Raw genomic sequence first — 19,440 nt, forward strand, 5'->3', positions numbered from 1 at the left:
ATCCCCCCTCTTGCAATCTAACAGACGCAGACGCTCCGTCGAAAGTTGCATCGCATATAAAAGTTTTTTTATAAAAATTTAAGATGTCGACGACCCCTGAAAATTTCGCGCATTACATCAAAAGAATAGCAGAAAATAAAAGGACCGTACACCCTGCCAGGAATTTACCAGCAGCGTTACGGTCCTCGTGCGGCGTCAAGCGGCGTTAATACTGGGCATTCAAATCGACGAGGTTGCGTTTCGGCGCGCCGAAGCTGCGATAATCGGCAAGGTTATCGAGCACGATACCGAGTGCCCGCTCTATGTAGCTGTCCGTATTGCCCGCTTCGTGCGGCGTCAGGATCACGTTCTCCAACTTCCACAGGGGATGATCCTCCGGCAGCGGCTCCTGCTCGAACACATCCAGGCCTGCGCCTGCGATGCCCCCGTTTTGAAGAGCATCCAGAAGGGCAGCTGTGTCGGTTGTGGCTCCCCTGCCGATATTAATATAGTAAGCCGTCGCTTTCATCATTTCGAATTGGGCTCTGCCGAACAAGAAGCGGGTTTCATCCGTCAGCGGCAGGCAGTTGATGACATAGTCGCTTTGCGCCAGGACATCGTCCAGCCTCGCGAGGTCAACCATTTCATCCACGCCGTCTGCCTTGGCCCCCGAGCGTCGTACGCCGATCACTCTCATGCCGAACGCTTTGGCAATCTTGGCCGTTTCCACCCCGATCGCTCCCGCGCCGACGATGGCTATGGTTTTCCCATGAGCTTCGCCGAGACTTGCCGACGGCTGCCACTTGCCCTCCAGCTGGCTGCGCACGGCACGGTGAACGCCACGGGTAAGAGAAAGCAGCATCGCGAAAATCGATTCCGAAATTTGGAACGGATGAATACCGGATGCATTCGTGAGCGCCGCGCCATGTGCCTTGATCCGGTCCAGCGGAATATGATCTACGCCCGCACCCAAATTTTGCAGCCATTTGAGCGCAATGCCCTCTTCGAAGAGCGTTTTCTTCACGTCGCGGTTCCAGCCCAAAATAATTACGGCGGACTTCAACTGCTTCCTTGCCGCCTCCGAATCGAGTCCCGAAGCATCCACGAAATCGAAGTCAGGAAGTGCGGCTTGAATCGCCGAGATTTGATCAGGTAAAAATGATTGAACGGAGACAATCGTACCCATATGCTGCAGTTCCTCCTTCCTAATTGGAACAAAGATTACCATCCACGACCAATTGTGTCAAACCAATCGAATGCGGTTACTTATTATCGAGGTCAATAACTGTTGAAATTTGCCATGAACGAAGCAAGGTCTAACCGGCGGGAGGGGTCTAACGATGACACTCACGAAAGAACAATGGAATAAGCAGTGGGTCGACGATTATTTGGACTTGTACAATTATGCGGCGGCGCTCGGCGATCAAGCGTGGCAGACGGAAATCGAGGCTGTGCTGCGCCAGCAGGAATATGTCTACGACGACACGCTCCGAGAATGGACGAAGGAGCAGCTTTGGCTGCAATTCAATACCATCAACTATAAAATGATGGAGCTGTTCACGCTGATGCGCCAGAGCAGCAATAACGAGGAGGAGTCGGCGATCCGGGACTTGATCTGGCAGCTCAAGCTGCAGCGCATGGATCTGGCCAAACAAATCAAGGAGCTGTGCTGACTGATTGACCACCAATGCCGCTCCTGCGGAGCCGCCGCTGCAGTGCCGTCAGATTCGATGAGCGCTCCCGTGGTGCTCCGCACCAAAGTCGCTCTCATTCGAACTGACGGCGCTTACGCTCGTCCTTGCCGCTTCGCTTCAATCGCAGCACATAGGACAACAACAATACGAAAGCCCATTTTCATCTGCAGCCAGATGAAAATGGGCTTTCGTTGTTTTCGTGCTCGGCGGCTAATCGACGATCAGTTTGCCGACCATGTTCGCGTGTCCCGAGCCGCAGACGATGGAGCAGTGATACGGATGCTCGCCTGTTTTGTCCGCGGTGAAGGTGGCCGTGCCTTCGTTTTCCTTGATGTCTACGTCGTAGTCGGGAATCGCGAAGCCATGGAGACCGGCTTCATCCACCAGCTTGATCGTTACCTTGTCGCCTTGTTTCACATGGATCTCGGGTTGATCGAACTTGAAGTTGGACGCCTTGACCGTAATCGTCTGTTCTCCGCCGGAGCTGGCTCCCGTATTGGCATTGCCGCCGTTATTGGTTCCCGTATTCGTATTGCCCCCGTTATTGTCGTTTTTATTGCCGCCGCAGCCGCTCAGCGCGAGCACGGCCGCGACAATCAATACCGCCGTCAAAAGGCCGGCTCGAATCCGCTTGTTCATTCTCAACACTCCTTATTTGGCTTGCTCCAATTCTTGGACGGGCTGCTTCTCTTCAACCGCATCGTCGATTATGATACCCTTCGTGGAGTTGCGGAATTCACGAAGCGTATCTCCGAACGCGCGGCCGAGCTGCGGGAGCTTGGCAGGACCGAATACGATCAACGCGATGGCCAAGATGATGATCAAGCCTGAAACGCCTACATTGTTAAACATGGCTTATACCTCCTTTCGCGGTTCTCGGCGACCCTAACAATCAAGGCAGCGCCGGTTCGAGCGCTCGCTTCTCTCTTCTTCTGAAATACCGGATACTGACGAAGGCGCTGATCTCGAACAAAAGAATAAGCGGCAGCGTCACCGATAGATGCGACACGAAATCAGGCGGCGAGATGAGCGAGCCCAGCACCGCCAGTCCGACATAGGCGTATTTGCGCACCTGCTTTAGTTTGCCCGGCGTCAACAAGCCGATGCGGGTCAGCAGCAGCATGACAAGCGGCATTTCGAAGGCGATGCCCATCGGAAGCAGGAAGCTGACCAGGAACGAAACGTAATGCTGGATGCCGTACACCTCGTTCGCGCCGATGGAACGATTCAGCTTGACCATGAACGAGATCATCATGGGCAGCGCCACGCTGTAGCCGAACAACACCCCGAACAAGAAAAGCAGGAAAGACAGCGGAACGTACAGAAGCGTGCTCTTGGCTTCCGTATCCGTCATCCCCGGTCTCGCGAACGCCCACAGCTGATAGATGAACACGGGCAGCGAGAGCAGCAAGCCGACCATCAAGGCGCATTTCATATAAACGGCGATGCCGTCGGAAAGCGCGAATACGCTCCATTCCACCCGCACGGACCCGAGATGCGTTTTCACGAAATGCAGCAAGCGGGGAGAGACGTACAGGCCGGCGGCAAGCGACAGCACAAACCAGATCGACGAGATGATCAGCCGCTTGCGCAGCTCCGTCAGATGGGCAATCAGGTCGCGGTCGACCGACAGCTTGCCGCCGTTCTCCCCGCCGCTCATACGAGCGATCCCGGCTTGGCGAGATATTTGGCGATGCCTTCCGCGGTCCGGTACGCAAGCGCGCCGACGGTCGCGGTCGGATTGAAGCCGCTGTTATGGGCGAACGCCGACGCGCCGCAGATGAAGACGTTCTCGGCATCCCACATCTGCAGGTAGTTATTCACGACCGACGTCTTGGGATCGCTGCCCATGATCGTTCCGCCCGTATTATGGGTGGATTGGTACGGCACGATATTGTATTGCTTGATGGAATCGTGAATTTCCGTCTTGGTGCCGCCCATGCCGTCGGCGATTTCTTTGGTCTTGGCGGCGATGTATTTGACCAGCTCGCGGTCCTGGTCTTCGAAATCGAACGTGAGCCTGATCAGCGGCAGCCCCAGCGCATCCTTGTACTCGGGGTCGAGATCCAGGTAATGATGCCGCCACGGCATGCTGGACCCTTGAGCGGCCACGGTCAGCGTGCGGTTCGCGTAGTGCAGCGTTTGCTTCTTGAATTCCGCGCCCCATTTCGGCGTGCCCATTGGAGCAGGCTGGTATTGGATCGGCCGCAGCCCCGTCTGCGTGAATCGAATGTTCGCCCCATGGAGGAACTTAAGGTCGCTATGGTCGAAATTATCGCCGTTAAAGTCGTCCAGACTGCTCCCGAGCGCGCCTGCTCCCATCGCCATGTTGAACTCCCGGTCCTCGAACACGATATTCGTGCTGGCGCCGTTGACTTGGTAGGCGTAATTGCGTCCTACCGCCCCGGTATCGGTATTCGGATCGTACGGCTTGCCCAGCTTCGAGAGCAGCAGCAGCCTCACGTTGGTGAAGAGATAGCCCGACAGGATGACGATATCGGCCGGCTGTATGTACTCTTCGCCCGTAGGCGTATTCACATAGCGCACGCCAGTCGCCTTCTTGCCGTCGTGAAGCACTTCCGTTACGTTCGCATGCGTTCTCAGATCCAGCTTGCCCGACTTCTGGGCGACCGGAAGCACCGTCACGACAGGGTCCGCCTTCGCGCCGTACTCGCAGCCGAACCGCTCGCAATACCCGCAATATTGGCAAGGCGCCCGCTCGATGCCGTCCGGGTTCTTGTACACCTCGGTCAAATTCGCCGAAGGAATGACATACGGATGGTAGCCGAGCTTCTTCGCCGCGTCCTCGAACAGCTTCATGCCCGGCGTCTTCTTCATCGGGCCGACCGGGAACGCCTTGGACATCGCTCCGACGTTCGCCTGCGTCGTCGGTTCGCCGCCGATGCCCGCCATTTGCTCGTACTTGACGAAATACGGCTCCAGCTCGTCGTACTTGATGCCCCAATCGCGAATGGCCATGCCTTCCGGAATTTTTTTGGCTCCGTAACGCTCGATCGTCTTGCTGCGAATCTCGAAATCATACGGGAGGAATCGGTAATATTGGCCGTTCCAATGTACGCCGGCGCCGCCAAGCCCGTCCCCAAGGAGGAACGAACCGTAGCTGCGCATCGGCAGCGCGCGCTGCTTGCTCGTATTGCGGAATGTAACGGTCTCCTTCGACAAGTCCTGCATGAGCTCGTAGCGGGATGCGTAGCGCAGCTCGTCGTGGACATGGAAATAATCCTGCGTGCTCCTGCTCTTGCCCCGCTCCAGGCCGACGACGGAATGGCCGGCCTTGGTTAATTCCGCTGCGATGATACCGCCTACCCAGCCCATGCCGACGATGACGATGGGCACTTTGGGAAGTTTCGTTGCCATAGTCTGTTCGCTCCTTTACCCTTAGCCGATTTCCAAGTGATCGCTTAAGCTTAACGGTTCCATTTTCACGAAATCGTCCTTGTCGATTTGTTCGGTGAAGCTCATTTGGTTGCCGGGATAATTGCGCATCCGCCAGCCGTCCATGTTCTTGTTGCCGCCGTAGAGCGGATCCGCGTAGACGCCTTCAATCGTCAGATTCAGAAAGTGGGCGAAGAATGTGGAAGCCGGCACGCCTTTCAGATTAACGGCATCCTGCTCGAAATCCCCCAGCACCTTGTCCTGCTCTTCCGGAGCAAGATCCGGGAAGCCCTTCTGGTACTTGTCCATGCTGTAGATGCTCAGCGAATCCAATCCCAAGGCGATCAGCTCGCGGCGCTTGAAGGTAAGCTGATAGCCCTGCGTCGCTTCGGATTTGTAGAACGGCGGGCTCATATATTCGCGCGCGTTCATGCCGTAAGCGCTCGCCATCTGGTGGTCGATGAAGAAGGCAACCCCAAGCTCCTTCGCCCCCGGTCCGGTATCGTCCTTCGGATAGATCCGCTCGGACGCCGCTTCCGCGGTCATGAACTGATCCTGATTGAAGAACATGAGCGCCTGATTGTAATCCCGGTCAGCCGGTTTCGCCGGTTTGCCGGTATCGGGCTGGGCAGGTGTTTCTTCGGCTTTATCCGATTTCGCGTTTGCCCCGATAAGACCGCCGATAACGCCGCCGACGACAACGCCGCCGATTGCGGTTCCGGAGTATTTCAAAAACTGCCTGCGCGACTCGTCACGCGGCTGCTGCGAAGATTCGTTCTTGTTCGCCATGCTTTATTCGCCTCTCTCTGTGGAAGTTGGAGGAATTCGCTTCGCTTAGTCTTTCCAACATAAGGGGCATTATCCAAGCCAAAAGAAGAATATTTCCAAGGGAGGAGAACGCTGTGCGGGAGCGTTTTTTTTGAGGGGGGGCAGCTTTGGAATTTGGCTATAGAGGAGAGAAGTACGGGATAGGACTGGCCGGTGGTGAGTAGGGTGTCTGTGGAGTGAAATGACCGTGCAGTGAAAGAAAGACAGCGGAGAGATATGACGGTATATAAAAAAAGAGGAAGCGGAGGATTGCTCGCGCGGCGAGCAGGCTCGTTTCTGTCTCCTTCGGATCAAGTGGGCCTAAGCGGTCCTCCTACCTCCTCTACCTACTCAACAAGCGCTCGGGGTTGGCATGCCTTTGACTGATCGCTCCGCTGGATGTGATTCTGAATTGCACCTCCCCGTTAAGATCCGTTCTCGCGGCAGGAACTCCCGCTTGCCTCAGCCGTTCCATGACGCTGGGATGGGGGTGGCCGTAGATATTGTTGCGCCCTACCGAGATGACCGCTTGCGCAGGCTGCCAATAAGAGAGCCAAGCATCCGTCGTAGAGGATTTGCTTCCATGATGCGAAATTTTCATGACGTCTACCGAATGATCAACGAGTGGCACCATCACCTGAGACTGCTCGGATACGGCCGGCGGCTCTGATGCCGCCTCGGAGTTGCCCGACTCCTTCGCCTGCTCCTCTGTCCCCTTCGTTGCCTGCAATTGGTTTAATAGACTTCGCTCCTCGTCGGCATCGGCGTCGCCTGTGAACAGAAACTGCCGGCCGTATAACGTAACTAGCAGAGGTACACTCTCCCCATTCTGCTCATCGGCGTTCGGGACGACAGTGTCGAAGGATGCGCCATGACCTCCAACTTTAGCGGTAACCGCCTCGGACGACTCAATTGGCGTCTCTGCGGCAGTTGCTCCGAGCTTTGGAAGCCGAAGCAGGCTGGGCGGCGTCCCGACCACCGCAACAGACGTACTGGCATCCATCTGCCAGCTCTGCCCTCCTACCGCGCGGTAGAGAGGGACGTCATCCTTGACGGCTGCCTGAAGCAGCGAAATGGCATCCGAAGAGTCCTTCACCGTCCCGTTCCATAGGATCGCTCGAACGGGTATGGCCTCGATGACGGCGAGTAAGCCCTTAATATGGTCGCTGTCGAGATGCGACAGCACGAGCAGGTCGATACGATGCACGCCCCGCTGCTGCAGAAGCGGCACGACGAGCTTCCTTCCGACCTCGTACGGGTCCTTGCGCTGCCGCCAAGCCTCCTGGCTTCCGAAAGTGACTGCCCCGCCTCCGTCGATGAGAATATGCTTGGCACCGGGCGTTCGGATTAAGATGGAGTCGCCCTGGCCGACGTCCAAGAAATCGACATAGGCGTTCCTATTGAGGGCATCCGGAATATAAGCACCGCCAAGCAAGCCCGCCAATGTCAGCGAGCCGCACGCAATTAGGATACGCTTTCTCCTCCCGGCGGCAGGTGACGCAGACGGGAGCTCGATGAACGGGGCCGACCACGCCGGTGCGCCCGTCTTCGCTACTTCTGAGTCATACCCACTTTCTACCTCCGGCAGCGCAGCCGTCGCCTGCAATCGGCTAAGCGTATGGAACAAGACGCCCAGAGCGGCATAGAACGCCGCAACCCACCATAACGGCGGCGTCGCCCAGATCAGCCGGAAGCGGTTCAAGCTGCTCAGCTTCATGACGAATCCGAAGGTCAGTTCGTTGCCCAATGCCGCGATATGAGCCGTCAACGCGCCGGCGGGATGCCACAGGCCTTCAAACACCAGCGATGCCCCGCCAAGCGGCATGACGATGAAGCTGATGAACGGCACGAGCACAAGGTTCGCCGCGACGGACAACAGATGCAGCTGATTGAAATAATAAATCGTAAGCGGAAGCGAAACGGCCTGCGCGACCAAGGTGACGGAAAGCAGATCCAATAGCGAGGTGCTCCACCATTTCCGGCCGCGGGGCAGTAGTCTGCGGATCGGCGCAGTGCCAAGGATGAGACCCGCCGTGACGATAAACGACAGCTGGAAGCCGACGTTGCCCAGCATGTACGGGTCCCAGACGAGCATGAACAGCGCGGCCGCGGCCAGCAAATGCAGGCCGTCCTTCAGCTTGTGCAGGCGTGCCGCTGCCAAGCCGAGCATCGCCATGATGCCGGAGCGAACCACCGACGGCGATGCGCCGGCGAGGAGCACGTACATCGGCACCGCCGCGATCATGAGGAGCAGCATGCGCTCGCGCGTCATGCGCAGCAGCTGCAGCAGGCCGCCGAGCACATACAGGAATACGGCGACGTGCAAGCCTGAGATGGCCAGGATATGCGTGAGGCCGAGCTGCGAAAACTGGCGGAACATGGCGGGATCGAGATCATCGCTTATGCCGAGGACGAGGCCTTTCATGTATCCGGCCTGGACGCCGGGGTACAGCGCGTCCATCCGTTTGCCGAGCGCGGCGCGCGCGTCGTCCATATGCTGCAGCAGCGCGGCGCCGCTCCAGCGGGAGCCGGCGCTCGCCCGGACAGCGGATGCGCCGTCCACGGCGAGCAGCCAATGAATCCGCTGGCCATGCAAATAGGCGCGGTAATCAAAGCCGCCGAAATTCGTACCGGAGGACGGCAGCGACAGCACGCCGGTCACGGCCGCCTTCTGCCCGCGCTTCCATGCCGCCGCGTCCTTCAGTTCCTCTTCCTTCCCCAGCTTCACCTGCACGAGCAGCCGCTCGCCGTCCAGCTTCACCGGCGTCGCCATTGACGAACCCGTCCCTTTCAGCACAATGGCGGTGCCGGCTACGCGAAACTGCACCCGATCGCCGTCGATTTCCGGCGGCGAGACGATTGTCCCTGCCAGCTCCGCTTCATATTCGGCTGCGTCTGCCGGCCACGCCGCCACTGCGGCTGCATACTCTGCAGGCAGCGCCGTCACGTTCCGGGCATCCGCCCACGTCCGCTGCCCGGCAGCCAAGCCGTACGCCGCCAAACAAGCGGCGGCGAGCGGCCAGGAACTACGGCGCAGCAGCACCGCAGCCGCCAGCATGGCGAGCAGCGAGGCACCGGCCAGCACCGTGCCCCGCGACGTCAAGGAAGCGGCAGTCCCGCTGCCCAGTACCCAACAAACCGTAAACCAAACGAGCGGTCTCTCCGTCATCCTAACCGCAGCCCCTTTCCTATTAATCAAACGCAAAGAACCTCTGGAAGCGCCGCGGGAGCTGCGCTCAGCCGATATACAGCTGAACGGAGTTTCCCGGGTGCAGCCAGAGGTTCTTCCTCCTGGTATGCAGTACCCGTTAGGTTGTGATATCCATGCCCGCTTGAGGGGGCGCCTCATAGGCGTGCAAGTGCCGAAACACGATGCCTTTCACTTGCATGAGCGCTACGACTTTCTCGCTGTCCTTCACGTATGCGCGATGGTAGACGACTTCCTTTACGCCGCTGTTGGCAAGCATGTTGGCGCATGTCCAGCAGGGCTGGTCCGTCACGTATACCGTAGAGCCCTCGCGATCGACCCGATCCGTGAACAGCAGCAAGTTCTGCTCCGCGTGGATCGTCCGGATGCAGCGCTGCTTCTTCACCATGCGCTCCACGCCGTTCTCCGCTTGCATCTCAAACTCCTCCACGATCATGCAGCCGTCCTCGGAGCAGTCTGCTACGCCCATCGGAGCGCCGTTATAGGCGGTTCCGAGCAGCTTCTTCCCCTGCACGAGCACCGTGCCTACATGCCTGCGTGGACAACGCGAACGGGTCGAAACCATATACGCGATATCCATGAAATACGTATCCCAATCTTTTCTCGAGCTGTCTTGTACTTCCGATGCCATGTCTGACTTGACTTCCTTCCTGCGGCCTGCCGATTACTGCTGGCTTGCCGCCAATGCTTGTGTTAAATCATGCAAAATATCGTCGATGCCTTCCGTGCCGATCGACAAGCGGATCATTCCAGGCGATACGCCCGCGGAGAGCTGGCCTTCTTCGTCCAATTGCTGATGCGTCGTGCTGGCCGGATGTATGATCAGCGACTTGGAGTCGCCCACGTTGGCCAAATGCGAGAACAGCTCCACGGCGTTGATGACTTTCTTGCCCGCTTCGACGCCGCCTTTGATGCCGAACGTCAGAATCGCGCCTTGGCCCTTCGGCAAATATTTCTGCGCGAGATCGTAAGACGGATGGCTCGGCAACCCCGGGTAATTGACCCACTCGACTGCCTCGTGCTGTTCCAGGAACTGCGCGACGGCCAGCGCGTTCGAGCAATGGCGGTCCATCCGCAGGTGGAGCGTCTCGAGTCCTTGCAGCAGCAGGAACGAGTTGAACGGCGATATCGCCGCGCCCGTGTCGCGCAGCAGCTGGACGCGCATTTTGATAATATACGCAACCGGTCCGACGGCATCCGTATAGACGACGCCGTGATAGCTAGGATCCGGCTCGGTCAGACCCGGGAACTTGCCGCTGCTTTTCCAATCGAAGTTGCCGCTGTCGACAACGACGCCGCCGATGGACGTGCCGTGGCCGCCGATAAATTTCGTCGCGGAATGAACGACGATGTCCGCGCCGTGCTCGATCGGCCGGCAGAGGTACGGGCTCGGGAACGTATTGTCGATAATCAGCGGAATGCCGTGCTTATGGGCAATGTCCGCCACCGCTTGAATATCAACGATGTCCCCTTTCGGATTGCCGATCGTTTCGGCGTACAGCGCTTTCGTTTTGTCCGTGATAGCCGCTTCGAAATTAGCGGGGTTCGACGGGTCGACGAACGCGACGTTGATGCCGAGCTTCGGCAGCGTATGCGCGAACAGGTTGTACGTACCGCCGTACAAGCTGTTGGCCGATACGATTTCGTCGCCGGCTTGGGCAATGTTCAGAATCGCATATGTAATCGCCGAAGAACCGGAAGCGACCGCAAGCGCGGCAGGAGCGCCTTCGAGTGCGGCTACCCGCTTCTCGAAGACATCGCTAGTCGGATTCATGATTCGGGTATAAATATTGCCGAATTCTTGCAAGGCGAATAAATTCGCCGCATGGTCCGTGTCTCGGAAACCATAGGAAGTCGTTTGATAAATCGGCACTGCGCGCGAAAGGGTCGTCGGGTCAATTTCCTGGCCGGCGTGAACGGATAGCGTTTCGATCGAAAGTTTGCGTTGCTCGGACATTGGATCGTTCCTCCTCACATGAATGGACGGGCCCCCAAAAAGACCCTATCTTTTCCATTGTCGCATAATCAAGTGCCGAGAACAATGAGAGACTTCAGCTTTTCTACTAGTTTCGGTCCAATACCCTTGACGCGGAGCAGGTCGTCGACGCTTCGGAAGGTCCCGTTGCGCTCGCGTTCCGACACGATGGCGCTCGCCTTCGCGGCACCGATGCCGGGAAGGGCGTCGAGTTCCTCCGCCGAAGCATGGTTGACGTCGATTTTGCCGGAAACCGATGCGTCCGGTTGAGTTGTCGAACCCGATTGACCCGCCTGATCCGAATTCTTGGCGGGTGCATTAGACGCAGTTTGCTCCGATCTCCCGAATTCGTCCGAATCCGCGCCAGCTCCAGCTCCAGCAGATGCATCCCCTCTTATGTCTGGACCCGCTCCTTCCTTCACATCGCCCTGTTCATCTGCAGTTGCCGCTGACGACTCTGGTGATGATAACATTGGAGCAGTTGCCTCTGACTTCACGTCAGCTGCTTTGGTCGGAAGCTTCGCGTCTTCGTCCTTCTCTGCGTTCTTCTCTGCGTCTCTCTCTTCCTCCGCCTTTTGCTGCTCCAGCGGCGCCAGCGCGCGGCTTACCTGCGCATTCATCGCCGTCCAGCCTGGCTGGTTGCTTGAACCGCCCGGCAGCAGCGCCATAACGATCAAGACGGCGGACACTGCCATGCACAAGCCCGCGCCAAGCCAATAGCCTTTCCATCTGTTTCGCAACCCTGATCGATTGAGCACAACCTTTCACTCCTTTCATCGTTGCACGATACGATTTCCATAAAAATGGTCATGATGGCCTTGCCGGTATGCATATCGTAGTAAGAGCATCATGGTTCCGGTGAACGCTGCACGCTGCCGCAGCCTCGAATGTTCAGCCTTGTGCATGGCTGACGCTTGCGAAGCGAGGCCAGCGCGCGGGCTTTACCGATTGGAAAAATGCTGTTGAAGCTGCGCTGATGCAAAAAAGGCGCATGGGAGGGATTGCAATGAATGTCGGGTTTATCGGGATTGGGAGCATGGGCAGCCTGCTAATAGATGCTTTCATCGGATCGGGAGCACTCAAGCCATCGCAAATTACGGCCAGCAATCGAACGTTCGCGAAAGCCATTTGCTTAGCCGACCGTCATCCCGGCCTTAAGGCTGTCCCTTCGAACCGAGAAGCGGTTATCGATCAGGATATCGTCTTCCTCTGCATCAAGCCGGTGGAATTCAAAACGGTGCTGGACGCCATCCGCGATCATCTGCTGCCGAATCAACTCGTCATTTCGATTACGAGCCCCGTCCTGCTGGAGCAGCTGGAGGATTCGCTCCCCTGCAAAATCGCCAAGGTCATTCCGAGTATCACCAACTACATGTGCAGCGGCGCTTCGCTGTGCATGTACGGCAGCCGCATGACCGACGCCGACATCGTCAGGCTGAACGGCCTGCTCTCCTATATAAGCGAACCCCTTCAAATCGACGAAGCGCATACGCGCATCGTCTCGGATTTATCCAGCGTCGGTCCCGCCATCATGGCCTGCCTGCTGCAGCGCTTTATCGACGCGGCTGCCGAGGAGACCGGCCTCCCCCGCGAGCAGGCACGTCTGATCGCCAGCGAGATGCTCCTCGGTACGGGACAGCTGCTGACATCCGGCGGCATGTCTCCGGAAGACCTGCAGGCGCGGGTCGTCGTTCCCGGAGGCATTACCGCGCAGGCGTTGGCGCTTCTGAACCGGGAGCTCGACAGCGTGTTCAACCGCGTCATCATGGCTACCCACGCCAAATATCGCGAGGACCTGGAGAAGGTCGCCGACATTTTATACGGCAAAGAGGTGAACGGCCCTTAACGCATGCTTTGCGTTAAGAGGTCGTTCACCTCTTTTTTCGTATCTATGCCGATTAGCCGACTACGATGTTAACGAGCTTGCCTTTAACGACGATCAGCTTGCGAACGGTCTTGCCCGCGATGGCTTCGGCCACTTTCTCCGACGCTTTAGCGATCCGTTCCATTTCGGCTTCGTCCGTGTCCGCTGCGATCGCGATGCGGTCGAGAATTTTGCCGTTCACCTGCACGACGATTTCGACCTCTTGGTCGACGGTCCATGCTTCCTCGTACGTCGGCCAAGCGGCATACGACAGAGCGTCCGTACGGCCCAGCTTCGACCACAATTCTTCCGCGATGTGCGGCGCGAGCGGCGAGAGCATTTGCACGAAATGTTCCATCGCTTCGCGCGGCAGCCCCTCGGCTTTGTAGGCATCGTTGACGAAAATCATCAGCTGGCTGATGGCCGTGTTGAAGCGCAGGTTCTCGTAATCGTCCGTCACTTTCTTCACGGTGCGGTGCCATGTGCGCTTGAGCGCATCCGAAGCTTCGCCGCCGACCTTCTCGTTCAGCTCGCCGTTGTCTCCGATGAACAGACGCCATACGCGGCCGAGGAAGCGGTACATGCCTTCGACGCCGTTCGTGTTCCATGGCTTCGTCGCTTCGAGCGGTCCCATGAACATCTCGTACATGCGAAGCGTATCCGCGCCGTACACGTTCACGATATCGTCCGGGTTGATGACGTTGCCGCGGGATTTGGACATTTTCTCATTGTTCGTGCCGAGGATCATCCCTTGGTTGACGAGCTTGTGGAACGGTTCCTTCGTATCGACCACGCCGATATCGTAAAGCACCTTATGCCAGAAACGCGCGTAGAGCAAGTGAAGCACCGCGTGCTCCGCGCCGCCAATATAGAGATCGACAGGCAGCCATTCCTTCTGCTTCTCTTTGGAGCAGAGTTCTTGGTCGTTGTGCGGATCGATGAAACGCAGGTAGTACCAGCAGCTGCCCGCCCATTGCGGCATCGTGTTCGTCTCGCGGCGCGCGCGCATGCCTGTTTCCGGATCCACCGTTTCTACCCATTCTGTCACGTTGGCGAGCGGCGATTCACCGGTACCCGACGGCTTGATTTGATCAACGTCCGGCAGCAGAAGCGGAAGCTGATCATCCGGAACCGGCTTCATCGTGCCGTCCTCCAGATGGAGAATCGGAATCGGCTCGCCCCAATAGCGTTGACGGCTGAACAGCCAGTCACGAAGACGGTACGTCACTTTGCCTTGGCCTTTGCCTTCTGCTTCGAGCCACTCGATCGCTTTGGCGATCGCTTCCTCGGTGCCGAGACCGTCCAGGAAGCCGGAGTTCACATGCGGACCTTCGCCGGCGAAAGCCGCCTCGGTCACGTCTCCGCCCTGTACGACCTCCAGGATCGGCAGATTGAATTGCTTCGCGAACTCCCAGTCGCGCTCGTCATGACCCGGAACCGCCATGATAGCGCCCGTTCCGTAGCCTGCCAGCACGTAGTCCGCGATCCAGATCGGCACGCGCGAGCCGTTGATCGGGTTAATCGCGTAGGCGCCAGTGAATACGCCGGATTTGTCTTTGTTCAGGTCCGTACGCTCCAGATCACTCTTGCGCGCAGCCGTATCCTGATAGTCCTTCACCGCTGCCTGCTGGTCGGCCGTCGTAATGGCTGCCACAAGCTCATGCTCAGGCGCAAGCACGCAATACGTCGCGCCGAACAGCGTGTCCGGACGGGTCGTGAAGACGACGAGCGAAGCGTCATGGCCGTCGATCGCGAACGTGACTTCCGCTCCCTTGGACTTGCCGATCCAGTTGCGCTGCATGTCCTTGATGCTCTCCGTCCAGTCCAGCTCTTCCAAATCCTCGAGCAGGCGTTCCGCGTATTCCGTAATGCGAAGCACCCATTGGCGCATCGGCTTGCGAATTACCGGATGGTTGCCGCGCTCGCTGAGGCCGTTGATAACTTCTTCGTTCGCCAAGACCGTACCGAGCGCCGGGCACCAGTTGACCGGTACTTCCGCTACATAGGCAAGACCTTTATTGAACAGCTGGATGAAAATCCACTGCGTCCATTTGTAATAATCCGGATCCGTCGTGCTGAATTCGCGGTCCCAGTCGTACGAGAAGCCGAGCGACTTGATCTGGCGGCGGAAATTGTTGATGTTCTTGACCGTAATCTCGCGCGGATGCTCGCCCGTATCGAGCGCATGCTGCTCGGCCGGCAGTCCGAAGGCATCCCAGCCCATCGGATGGAGGACATTGAAGCCTCGCATTCTTTTGTACCGAGACACGATATCCGTAGCCGTATAGCCTTCCGGATGGCCGACGTGAAGTCCGGCTCCCGATGGATACGGAAACATATCGAGCGCGAAAAACTTCTGTTTGCCCGCGTCCTCCGTCGTTTTGAACGATTTGTTCTCGTCCCAATGCTGCTGCCATTTCGGCTCGATCACAAGCGGGTTATAACCGTGTTGATCCTGGCGTTCCTGTGTCATTTTCCATTAGCCTCCCTATTTATCCATCCTGTGCGCGCATGCCCGTACCGCAGAAGGCAATAAAAAAACCTCCCGCCCCCAGCGATATTCGCTAGGGACGAGAGGATTACGCTCCCGTGGTACCACCCTAGTTAACGGTCGGCATTCTTTGCCGCCCGTTCACTCTATTCCCTTATCGCGGGCGAATCGGCATGCTTTCACTGATCGTTCCATCAGCTGCATACGGCTCCAAGGCGAGTTCGCTTCACGTTGGTCCGGCTTCCACCACCCGCCGGCTCTCTTGACCTAACGCTCCCGAAGCTACTGCTCCTCTTCAACGCCTTGCTTATTTAATAAACATGATTAGCTCGATTATAAAGAAGTAGCAAAGCCAATGTCAAGGCAAGAAGCGCCTAAACCCGCAAGATAGCGACAGCTTTCACTTCACGGCGGCAAAAAACAACCGTTCCGTATCGTCATCGGCCGGATCCAGCTTGAAGTCCCCGAACAGGTCCACTTTCGAGAAGCCCACCGCGAACAGTGCCTCCTTGATCCATTCCGCATCGTACGCGCGCTGTACATGCGTTTCCTCGATGCGCGCATACGACCGCCCCCGGCTGCCGGGAGCTTCGGCGAAAATCGTTAAATGATGCTCGATTTCCATCCGTTCCTCGTCCAGCTCGCTCGTCCATATGTAAGCGATGTCCGGTTCATCCAGCAAGAATGGCTGCTCCTCCGCATACCGGCGAAGCGTCCCGGGCGCATGGACATCGAACAGAAACACGCCGCCGGGCTTCAAGCCTCGGAGCGTAGCCGTGAACGCGGCGATCACGTCGTCTTCCTCGGTCAAATAATTGATGCAGTCGCAGAACGACAACACGCTGTCCGCGGGTTCGGCGATTTCCCATTCCGTCATATCCTGCTCCAGCCATGTAACGCTGCCTCCAGCTCCAGTCCCTGACCCCGGGCCAGAGTCTTCCTGCTTGCTGCGGCCAACCGTCAACATATCGGAAGAGATATCAATGCCGTATACCGCATAACCCGAGCGCGCGAGCGGAAGCGCAATGCTTCCCGTGCCGCAGCCCAGATCCACGACAGTCGAAGGCTTCCCATACCGCTGCCAGCAGGATTCCGCGAACGCGATCCATGCCGGATAAGGCATGTCCGCCATCAAGCGGTCATAGACGGCGGCAAACTGCGTATAAGCTTCCATCCGTGCCGCCCCCTACTTCGAGCCGTCCGGCTTCGGCGCTGGTCGCCCGATCGAAGACCCGTTCGCCGTAACCGATGCCGCCGGCGTCGAAACGTTGGCTTCAGCAGATGTCTCGCCTTCTTCGGCGGCAGAAGCCGCGCCCTTCTCCGTCAGCTTCGTCCAGCTGCCTTCCTGCGTGACGAGCCCGTCGCGCATGAGCTTGCCGAGCGCGCGCTTGAAGGCGCCTTTGCTGATGTCGAACTTTTGCTTGATGATATCGGCTTGGGTTGCATCCGAGTAAGGCATCGCGCCGTTCGGGCGCTCCTTCATGAACGCCAGAATCCGGTCGGAATCCTCCAGCCGGCCGACTTCCTTGCGCTGATTCATCGACAGGTTGACGCGTCCGTCCTCGCGCACGAAGGTCACGCGGGCCTTCACGCGTTCGCCTAGCCGCAGCAGCCGGGTACGGTCGCCCGCCGGAATGAAGCCGTATGCGCCGAAGCCTAGAACGCCGCCGTCGATCATGACGAACGAGCCAATCTTGAGGGTCTTCGTCACCCAGCCCTCGATCCAGGTGTTATGCCAGGTGGTAGGCGCGTTGAATGCCAGCTCGGCCAGCTCTTCCTCGAACGCAACCTTCGCTACCAAACGGCCGATCTTGTCGTGCGCAAGGATAACATGCACCTCGTCGCCGCGCTTCGGACGAAGCTCCTTCAGCTCCGGCTGCTCCGACAAAGGGAGCAGCAGCTGCCTGCCGAGCCCCATCTCGAGGAAAGCGCCGATACGCGGGTGAATGTCCGCCACCGCGAGCCGGGACACTTGTCCGAGCTGGATCAGCGGCTTTTTCATCGTCGCGGCTATCCTGTCCTCGGAATCGAAGAACAGGAAGACGTCATAGAATTGCCCGATTTGCGGGCGATGGCCGACAAGCTCGGTATAATGCATGAGCACTTCGTTCTCGCCGTCGGTCATAAAATAACCGTAGGGCGACACTTCACGCGCCAATTTGAGATTCATCGTCGTGCCTGCGATCAGGCTCATGCAAACTCCACAACCTTCGCGTCCGACCACAGACGTTCGATACTGTAATATTCGCGCTCCTCGCGATGGAACACATGGACGACGACGTCGCCGATGTCGACGAGCACCCATCTGCCGCTGTCCGCGCCTTCGATGCCGCGAACGCGAACGCCGCGCGCCTCCGCCTGCTTGCGGATCTCCGTCGTGATCGCTTGTACCTGTACGTCCGAATTCCCGTGGCAGATGACGAAATAATCCGCGACGAGCGAGATGTTCTGTAAATCCAGCGCCACGATGTTCTGCGCCTTCTTGTCTTCCGCCGCTGCTACTACCGCTTGCAGCAAATCTTCAGAGCTAATTGTCATTGCTCAGCCTCCCGTAATCGTAAAATCAAATCATTCCGCGCAGCGATGGTCAGCGGAAAAATCCGCTTGCCCTGCTGCAGCAAATAGGAAATCGTCGAATCGAAGCCCGCGATCAGCGCTTGCTCCAAATGTTGCTCGGCCAGTTCCCGAATGTGCGTCACGCCCGGAAAATCCCTTCCAGGCTCCATATAGTCCGCCAGGCAAACGATTTTGTCCATCAGCGTCATGCCTTCGCGTCCCGATGTATGGTAGCGGATGGCATCCAGAATCTCCGGATCCGTCACGCCGTAGTCCCGTTCCGCGACGAACGCTCCGACCGGCGCGTGCCACAATTCCTTATCGAAACGAAGCAGCTCCTCCGGAAGGTGCTGCTCCTTAATGATCGTTTCCATGCGCGATGTCGGCCAATATTTGGCCACGTCATGGAGAATCGCCGCCTGCTCCGCCCGTACCGGATCGCCGCCGAACCGCTCCGCGAGCAGTATCGATGTTTCCATGACGCCGAGCGTATGCGTCCAGCGCCGCTCGGGCATTTCGGCTTTGACGGCCGCCATCATCTCATTGCGATTCATAAAGTCCATACCTCCGAATGAAGGAATGCACCTTCTCGGGTACCAGGAACCGAATGGAACGTCCTGCCGCAATCCGTTCCCGGATCGCCGTCGATGAAATATCGATCAGCGGCATCTCGACCAGCGTCAGCTTGTCGGTAATATAAGCTGGGAGCTGCTCCAGTTGGAAAGATTCCCCGGCGCGGGTAACGCCGATGAAAGACGCTATTTTCGCGAGCGCTTCGATCTCATGCCATTGCGGCAGATCGTTGACGCGATCCGCACCGATAATGATGCTGAACGTGCGATCGGGATACAGCTCGTTCAGCGCCTGGATCGTATCGATCGTATAGCTCGTGCCTTCCCGCTCCAGCTCGATGTCCATCGCGCGGAAATGCGGCTGGAAGTCGATGCCGCGGTATACCATTTCGAGTCTGGAAGCGCCGTCGGCCTGTGGACCGGACTCCTTGAGCGGGGGTTCTCCTGACGGTACAAACCAAACCTCGTCTAATCCGCAGGCTTCCCGGGCGGTCTCGGCGGCAAGCAAATGTCCGTAATGAACGGGATCGAACGTGCCTCCCATAAATCCAACTTTAATCAATTGCCCGCAGCTCCTTTCGCTTCCAGCTGAGCGAGCATCCCCTTAAGGAAGCTCGATCGTTTTGTGATCTTTCGATTCCTTGTACAGCACGATCGTCTTGCCGATGACTTGCACGAGCTCGGAGCCGGATTCCGCGGCTACCCATGCGCCGACTTCCTTCGGATCTTCCGAGCTGTTGTTGAGTACGTTCACTTTGATGAGTTCGCGAACTTCGATCGCTTCTTCGACATGGCGGATCAGATTATCGTTCATGCCGCCCTTGCCTACTTGAAATACCGGCGTCAGATGGTGCGCGAGCGAGCGCAGATGACGTTTTTGCTTGCCTGTTAACATAAT

At 57.9% G+C, this 19,440-nt stretch carries 19 protein-coding genes and 1 other annotated feature; of the genes, 2 read left to right on the forward strand and 17 right to left on the reverse strand.

Annotation, left to right across the window (positions count from 1 at the left end; translation table 11 throughout):
* Positions 1 to 205: 205 nt before the first annotated feature.
* Positions 206 to 1,165, reverse strand: a complete 960-nt coding sequence (locus AC0YNU_RS28345) for a D-2-hydroxyacid dehydrogenase (protein WP_475762595.1) — start codon at positions 1,163 to 1,165, stop codon at positions 206 to 208.
* A gap of 154 nt (positions 1,166 to 1,319) precedes the next feature.
* Here AC0YNU_RS28345 and AC0YNU_RS28350 point away from each other — a divergent pair, with 154 nt between their 5' ends.
* Positions 1,320 to 1,652, forward strand: coding sequence for a hypothetical protein (locus AC0YNU_RS28350; protein WP_475762597.1), 333 nt, complete (start codon positions 1,320 to 1,322; stop codon positions 1,650 to 1,652).
* Positions 1,653 to 1,883: 231 nt separating this feature from the next.
* On the opposite strand, the gene AC0YNU_RS28355 is transcribed toward AC0YNU_RS28350, so the two are convergent.
* The 9 genes from AC0YNU_RS28355 to AC0YNU_RS28395 form a co-directional block, all read right to left on the reverse strand.
* A complete protein-coding gene (locus tag AC0YNU_RS28355) occupies positions 1,884 to 2,312 on the reverse strand; it encodes a cupredoxin domain-containing protein (RefSeq protein WP_475762599.1) in 429 nt (142 codons plus the stop codon).
* A gap of 12 nt (positions 2,313 to 2,324) precedes the next feature.
* Entirely contained in the window at positions 2,325 to 2,525 is a 201-nt protein-coding gene (locus tag AC0YNU_RS28360; RefSeq protein WP_475762601.1) for a twin-arginine translocase TatA/TatE family subunit, read from the reverse strand.
* Positions 2,526 to 2,565: 40 nt separating this feature from the next.
* Positions 2,566 to 3,333 (reverse strand): twin-arginine translocase subunit TatC, encoded by a 768-nt coding sequence (gene tatC, locus AC0YNU_RS28365; protein WP_475762603.1) that lies wholly within the window; start codon positions 3,331 to 3,333, stop codon positions 2,566 to 2,568.
* A complete protein-coding gene (locus AC0YNU_RS28370) occupies positions 3,330 to 5,051 on the reverse strand; it encodes a GMC family oxidoreductase (RefSeq protein WP_475762605.1) in 1,722 nt (573 codons plus the stop codon). Before AC0YNU_RS28370 ends, tatC begins: the two co-directional genes overlap by 4 nt.
* Before the next feature lie 21 nt (positions 5,052 to 5,072).
* Positions 5,073 to 5,858, reverse strand: coding sequence for a gluconate 2-dehydrogenase subunit 3 family protein (locus tag AC0YNU_RS28375; RefSeq protein ID WP_475762607.1), 786 nt, complete (start codon positions 5,856 to 5,858; stop codon positions 5,073 to 5,075).
* A gap of 361 nt (positions 5,859 to 6,219) precedes the next feature.
* A complete protein-coding gene (locus AC0YNU_RS28380) occupies positions 6,220 to 9,045 on the reverse strand; it encodes a ComEC/Rec2 family competence protein (RefSeq protein ID WP_475762609.1) in 2,826 nt (941 codons plus the stop codon).
* A 139-nt stretch (positions 9,046 to 9,184) separates the two neighbouring features.
* Positions 9,185 to 9,715 (reverse strand): deoxycytidylate deaminase, encoded by a 531-nt coding sequence (locus tag AC0YNU_RS28385; protein WP_475762611.1) that lies wholly within the window; start codon positions 9,713 to 9,715, stop codon positions 9,185 to 9,187.
* Positions 9,716 to 9,748: 33 nt separating this feature from the next.
* A complete protein-coding gene (locus tag AC0YNU_RS28390; RefSeq protein WP_475762613.1) occupies positions 9,749 to 11,041 on the reverse strand; it encodes a homocysteine synthase in 1,293 nt (430 codons plus the stop codon).
* Between the two features lie 68 nt (positions 11,042 to 11,109).
* Positions 11,110 to 11,817, reverse strand: a complete 708-nt coding sequence (locus tag AC0YNU_RS28395; protein ID WP_475762615.1) for a ComEA family DNA-binding protein — start codon at positions 11,815 to 11,817, stop codon at positions 11,110 to 11,112.
* Positions 11,818 to 12,065: 248 nt separating this feature from the next.
* On the opposite strand from AC0YNU_RS28395, the gene comER reads away from it, so the two are divergent.
* A complete protein-coding gene (gene comER, locus AC0YNU_RS28400; RefSeq protein ID WP_475762617.1) occupies positions 12,066 to 12,905 on the forward strand; it encodes a late competence protein ComER in 840 nt (279 codons plus the stop codon).
* A gap of 52 nt (positions 12,906 to 12,957) precedes the next feature.
* Here the strand turns inward: comER and leuS are convergent, their stop codons facing one another.
* The 7 genes from leuS to yhbY form a co-directional block, all read right to left on the reverse strand.
* On the reverse strand, positions 12,958 to 15,396 hold the full coding sequence (leuS, locus tag AC0YNU_RS28405; protein WP_475762619.1) for a leucine--tRNA ligase: 2,439 nt from the start codon (positions 15,394 to 15,396) through the stop codon (positions 12,958 to 12,960).
* Positions 15,397 to 15,486: 90 nt separating this feature from the next.
* Positions 15,487 to 15,722: a binding site (T-box leader), on the reverse strand.
* Positions 15,723 to 15,814: 92 nt separating this feature from the next.
* A complete protein-coding gene (locus tag AC0YNU_RS28410; RefSeq protein WP_475762621.1) occupies positions 15,815 to 16,588 on the reverse strand; it encodes a class I SAM-dependent DNA methyltransferase in 774 nt (257 codons plus the stop codon).
* A gap of 12 nt (positions 16,589 to 16,600) precedes the next feature.
* The gene (locus tag AC0YNU_RS28415; protein ID WP_475762623.1) at positions 16,601 to 17,608 is read right to left on the reverse strand and encodes a CvfB family protein; all 1,008 of its coding nucleotides are present in this window, start codon (positions 17,606 to 17,608) and stop codon (positions 16,601 to 16,603) included.
* Positions 17,605 to 17,952: a ribosome silencing factor gene (gene rsfS / locus AC0YNU_RS28420; protein WP_475762625.1), complete on the reverse strand. Its 348-nt coding sequence runs from the start codon at positions 17,950 to 17,952 to the stop codon at positions 17,605 to 17,607. The genes AC0YNU_RS28415 and rsfS overlap by 4 nt, the downstream gene beginning before the upstream one ends.
* Complete coding sequence (gene yqeK, locus AC0YNU_RS28425) at positions 17,949 to 18,524, reverse strand: bis(5'-nucleosyl)-tetraphosphatase (symmetrical) YqeK (protein ID WP_475762627.1); 576 nt, start codon at positions 18,522 to 18,524, stop codon at positions 17,949 to 17,951. Before yqeK ends, rsfS begins: the two co-directional genes overlap by 4 nt.
* Positions 18,511 to 19,101, reverse strand: a complete 591-nt coding sequence (nadD, locus tag AC0YNU_RS28430; RefSeq protein ID WP_475762823.1) for a nicotinate-nucleotide adenylyltransferase — start codon at positions 19,099 to 19,101, stop codon at positions 18,511 to 18,513. Before nadD ends, yqeK begins: the two co-directional genes overlap by 14 nt.
* Positions 19,102 to 19,146: 45 nt before the next feature.
* Positions 19,147 to 19,437, reverse strand: a complete 291-nt coding sequence (gene yhbY / locus AC0YNU_RS28435) for a ribosome assembly RNA-binding protein YhbY (protein WP_161697434.1) — start codon at positions 19,435 to 19,437, stop codon at positions 19,147 to 19,149.
* Between the last annotated feature and the right edge of the window lie 3 nt (positions 19,438 to 19,440).

Source organism: Paenibacillus sp. J31P316 (assembly GCF_056269105.1).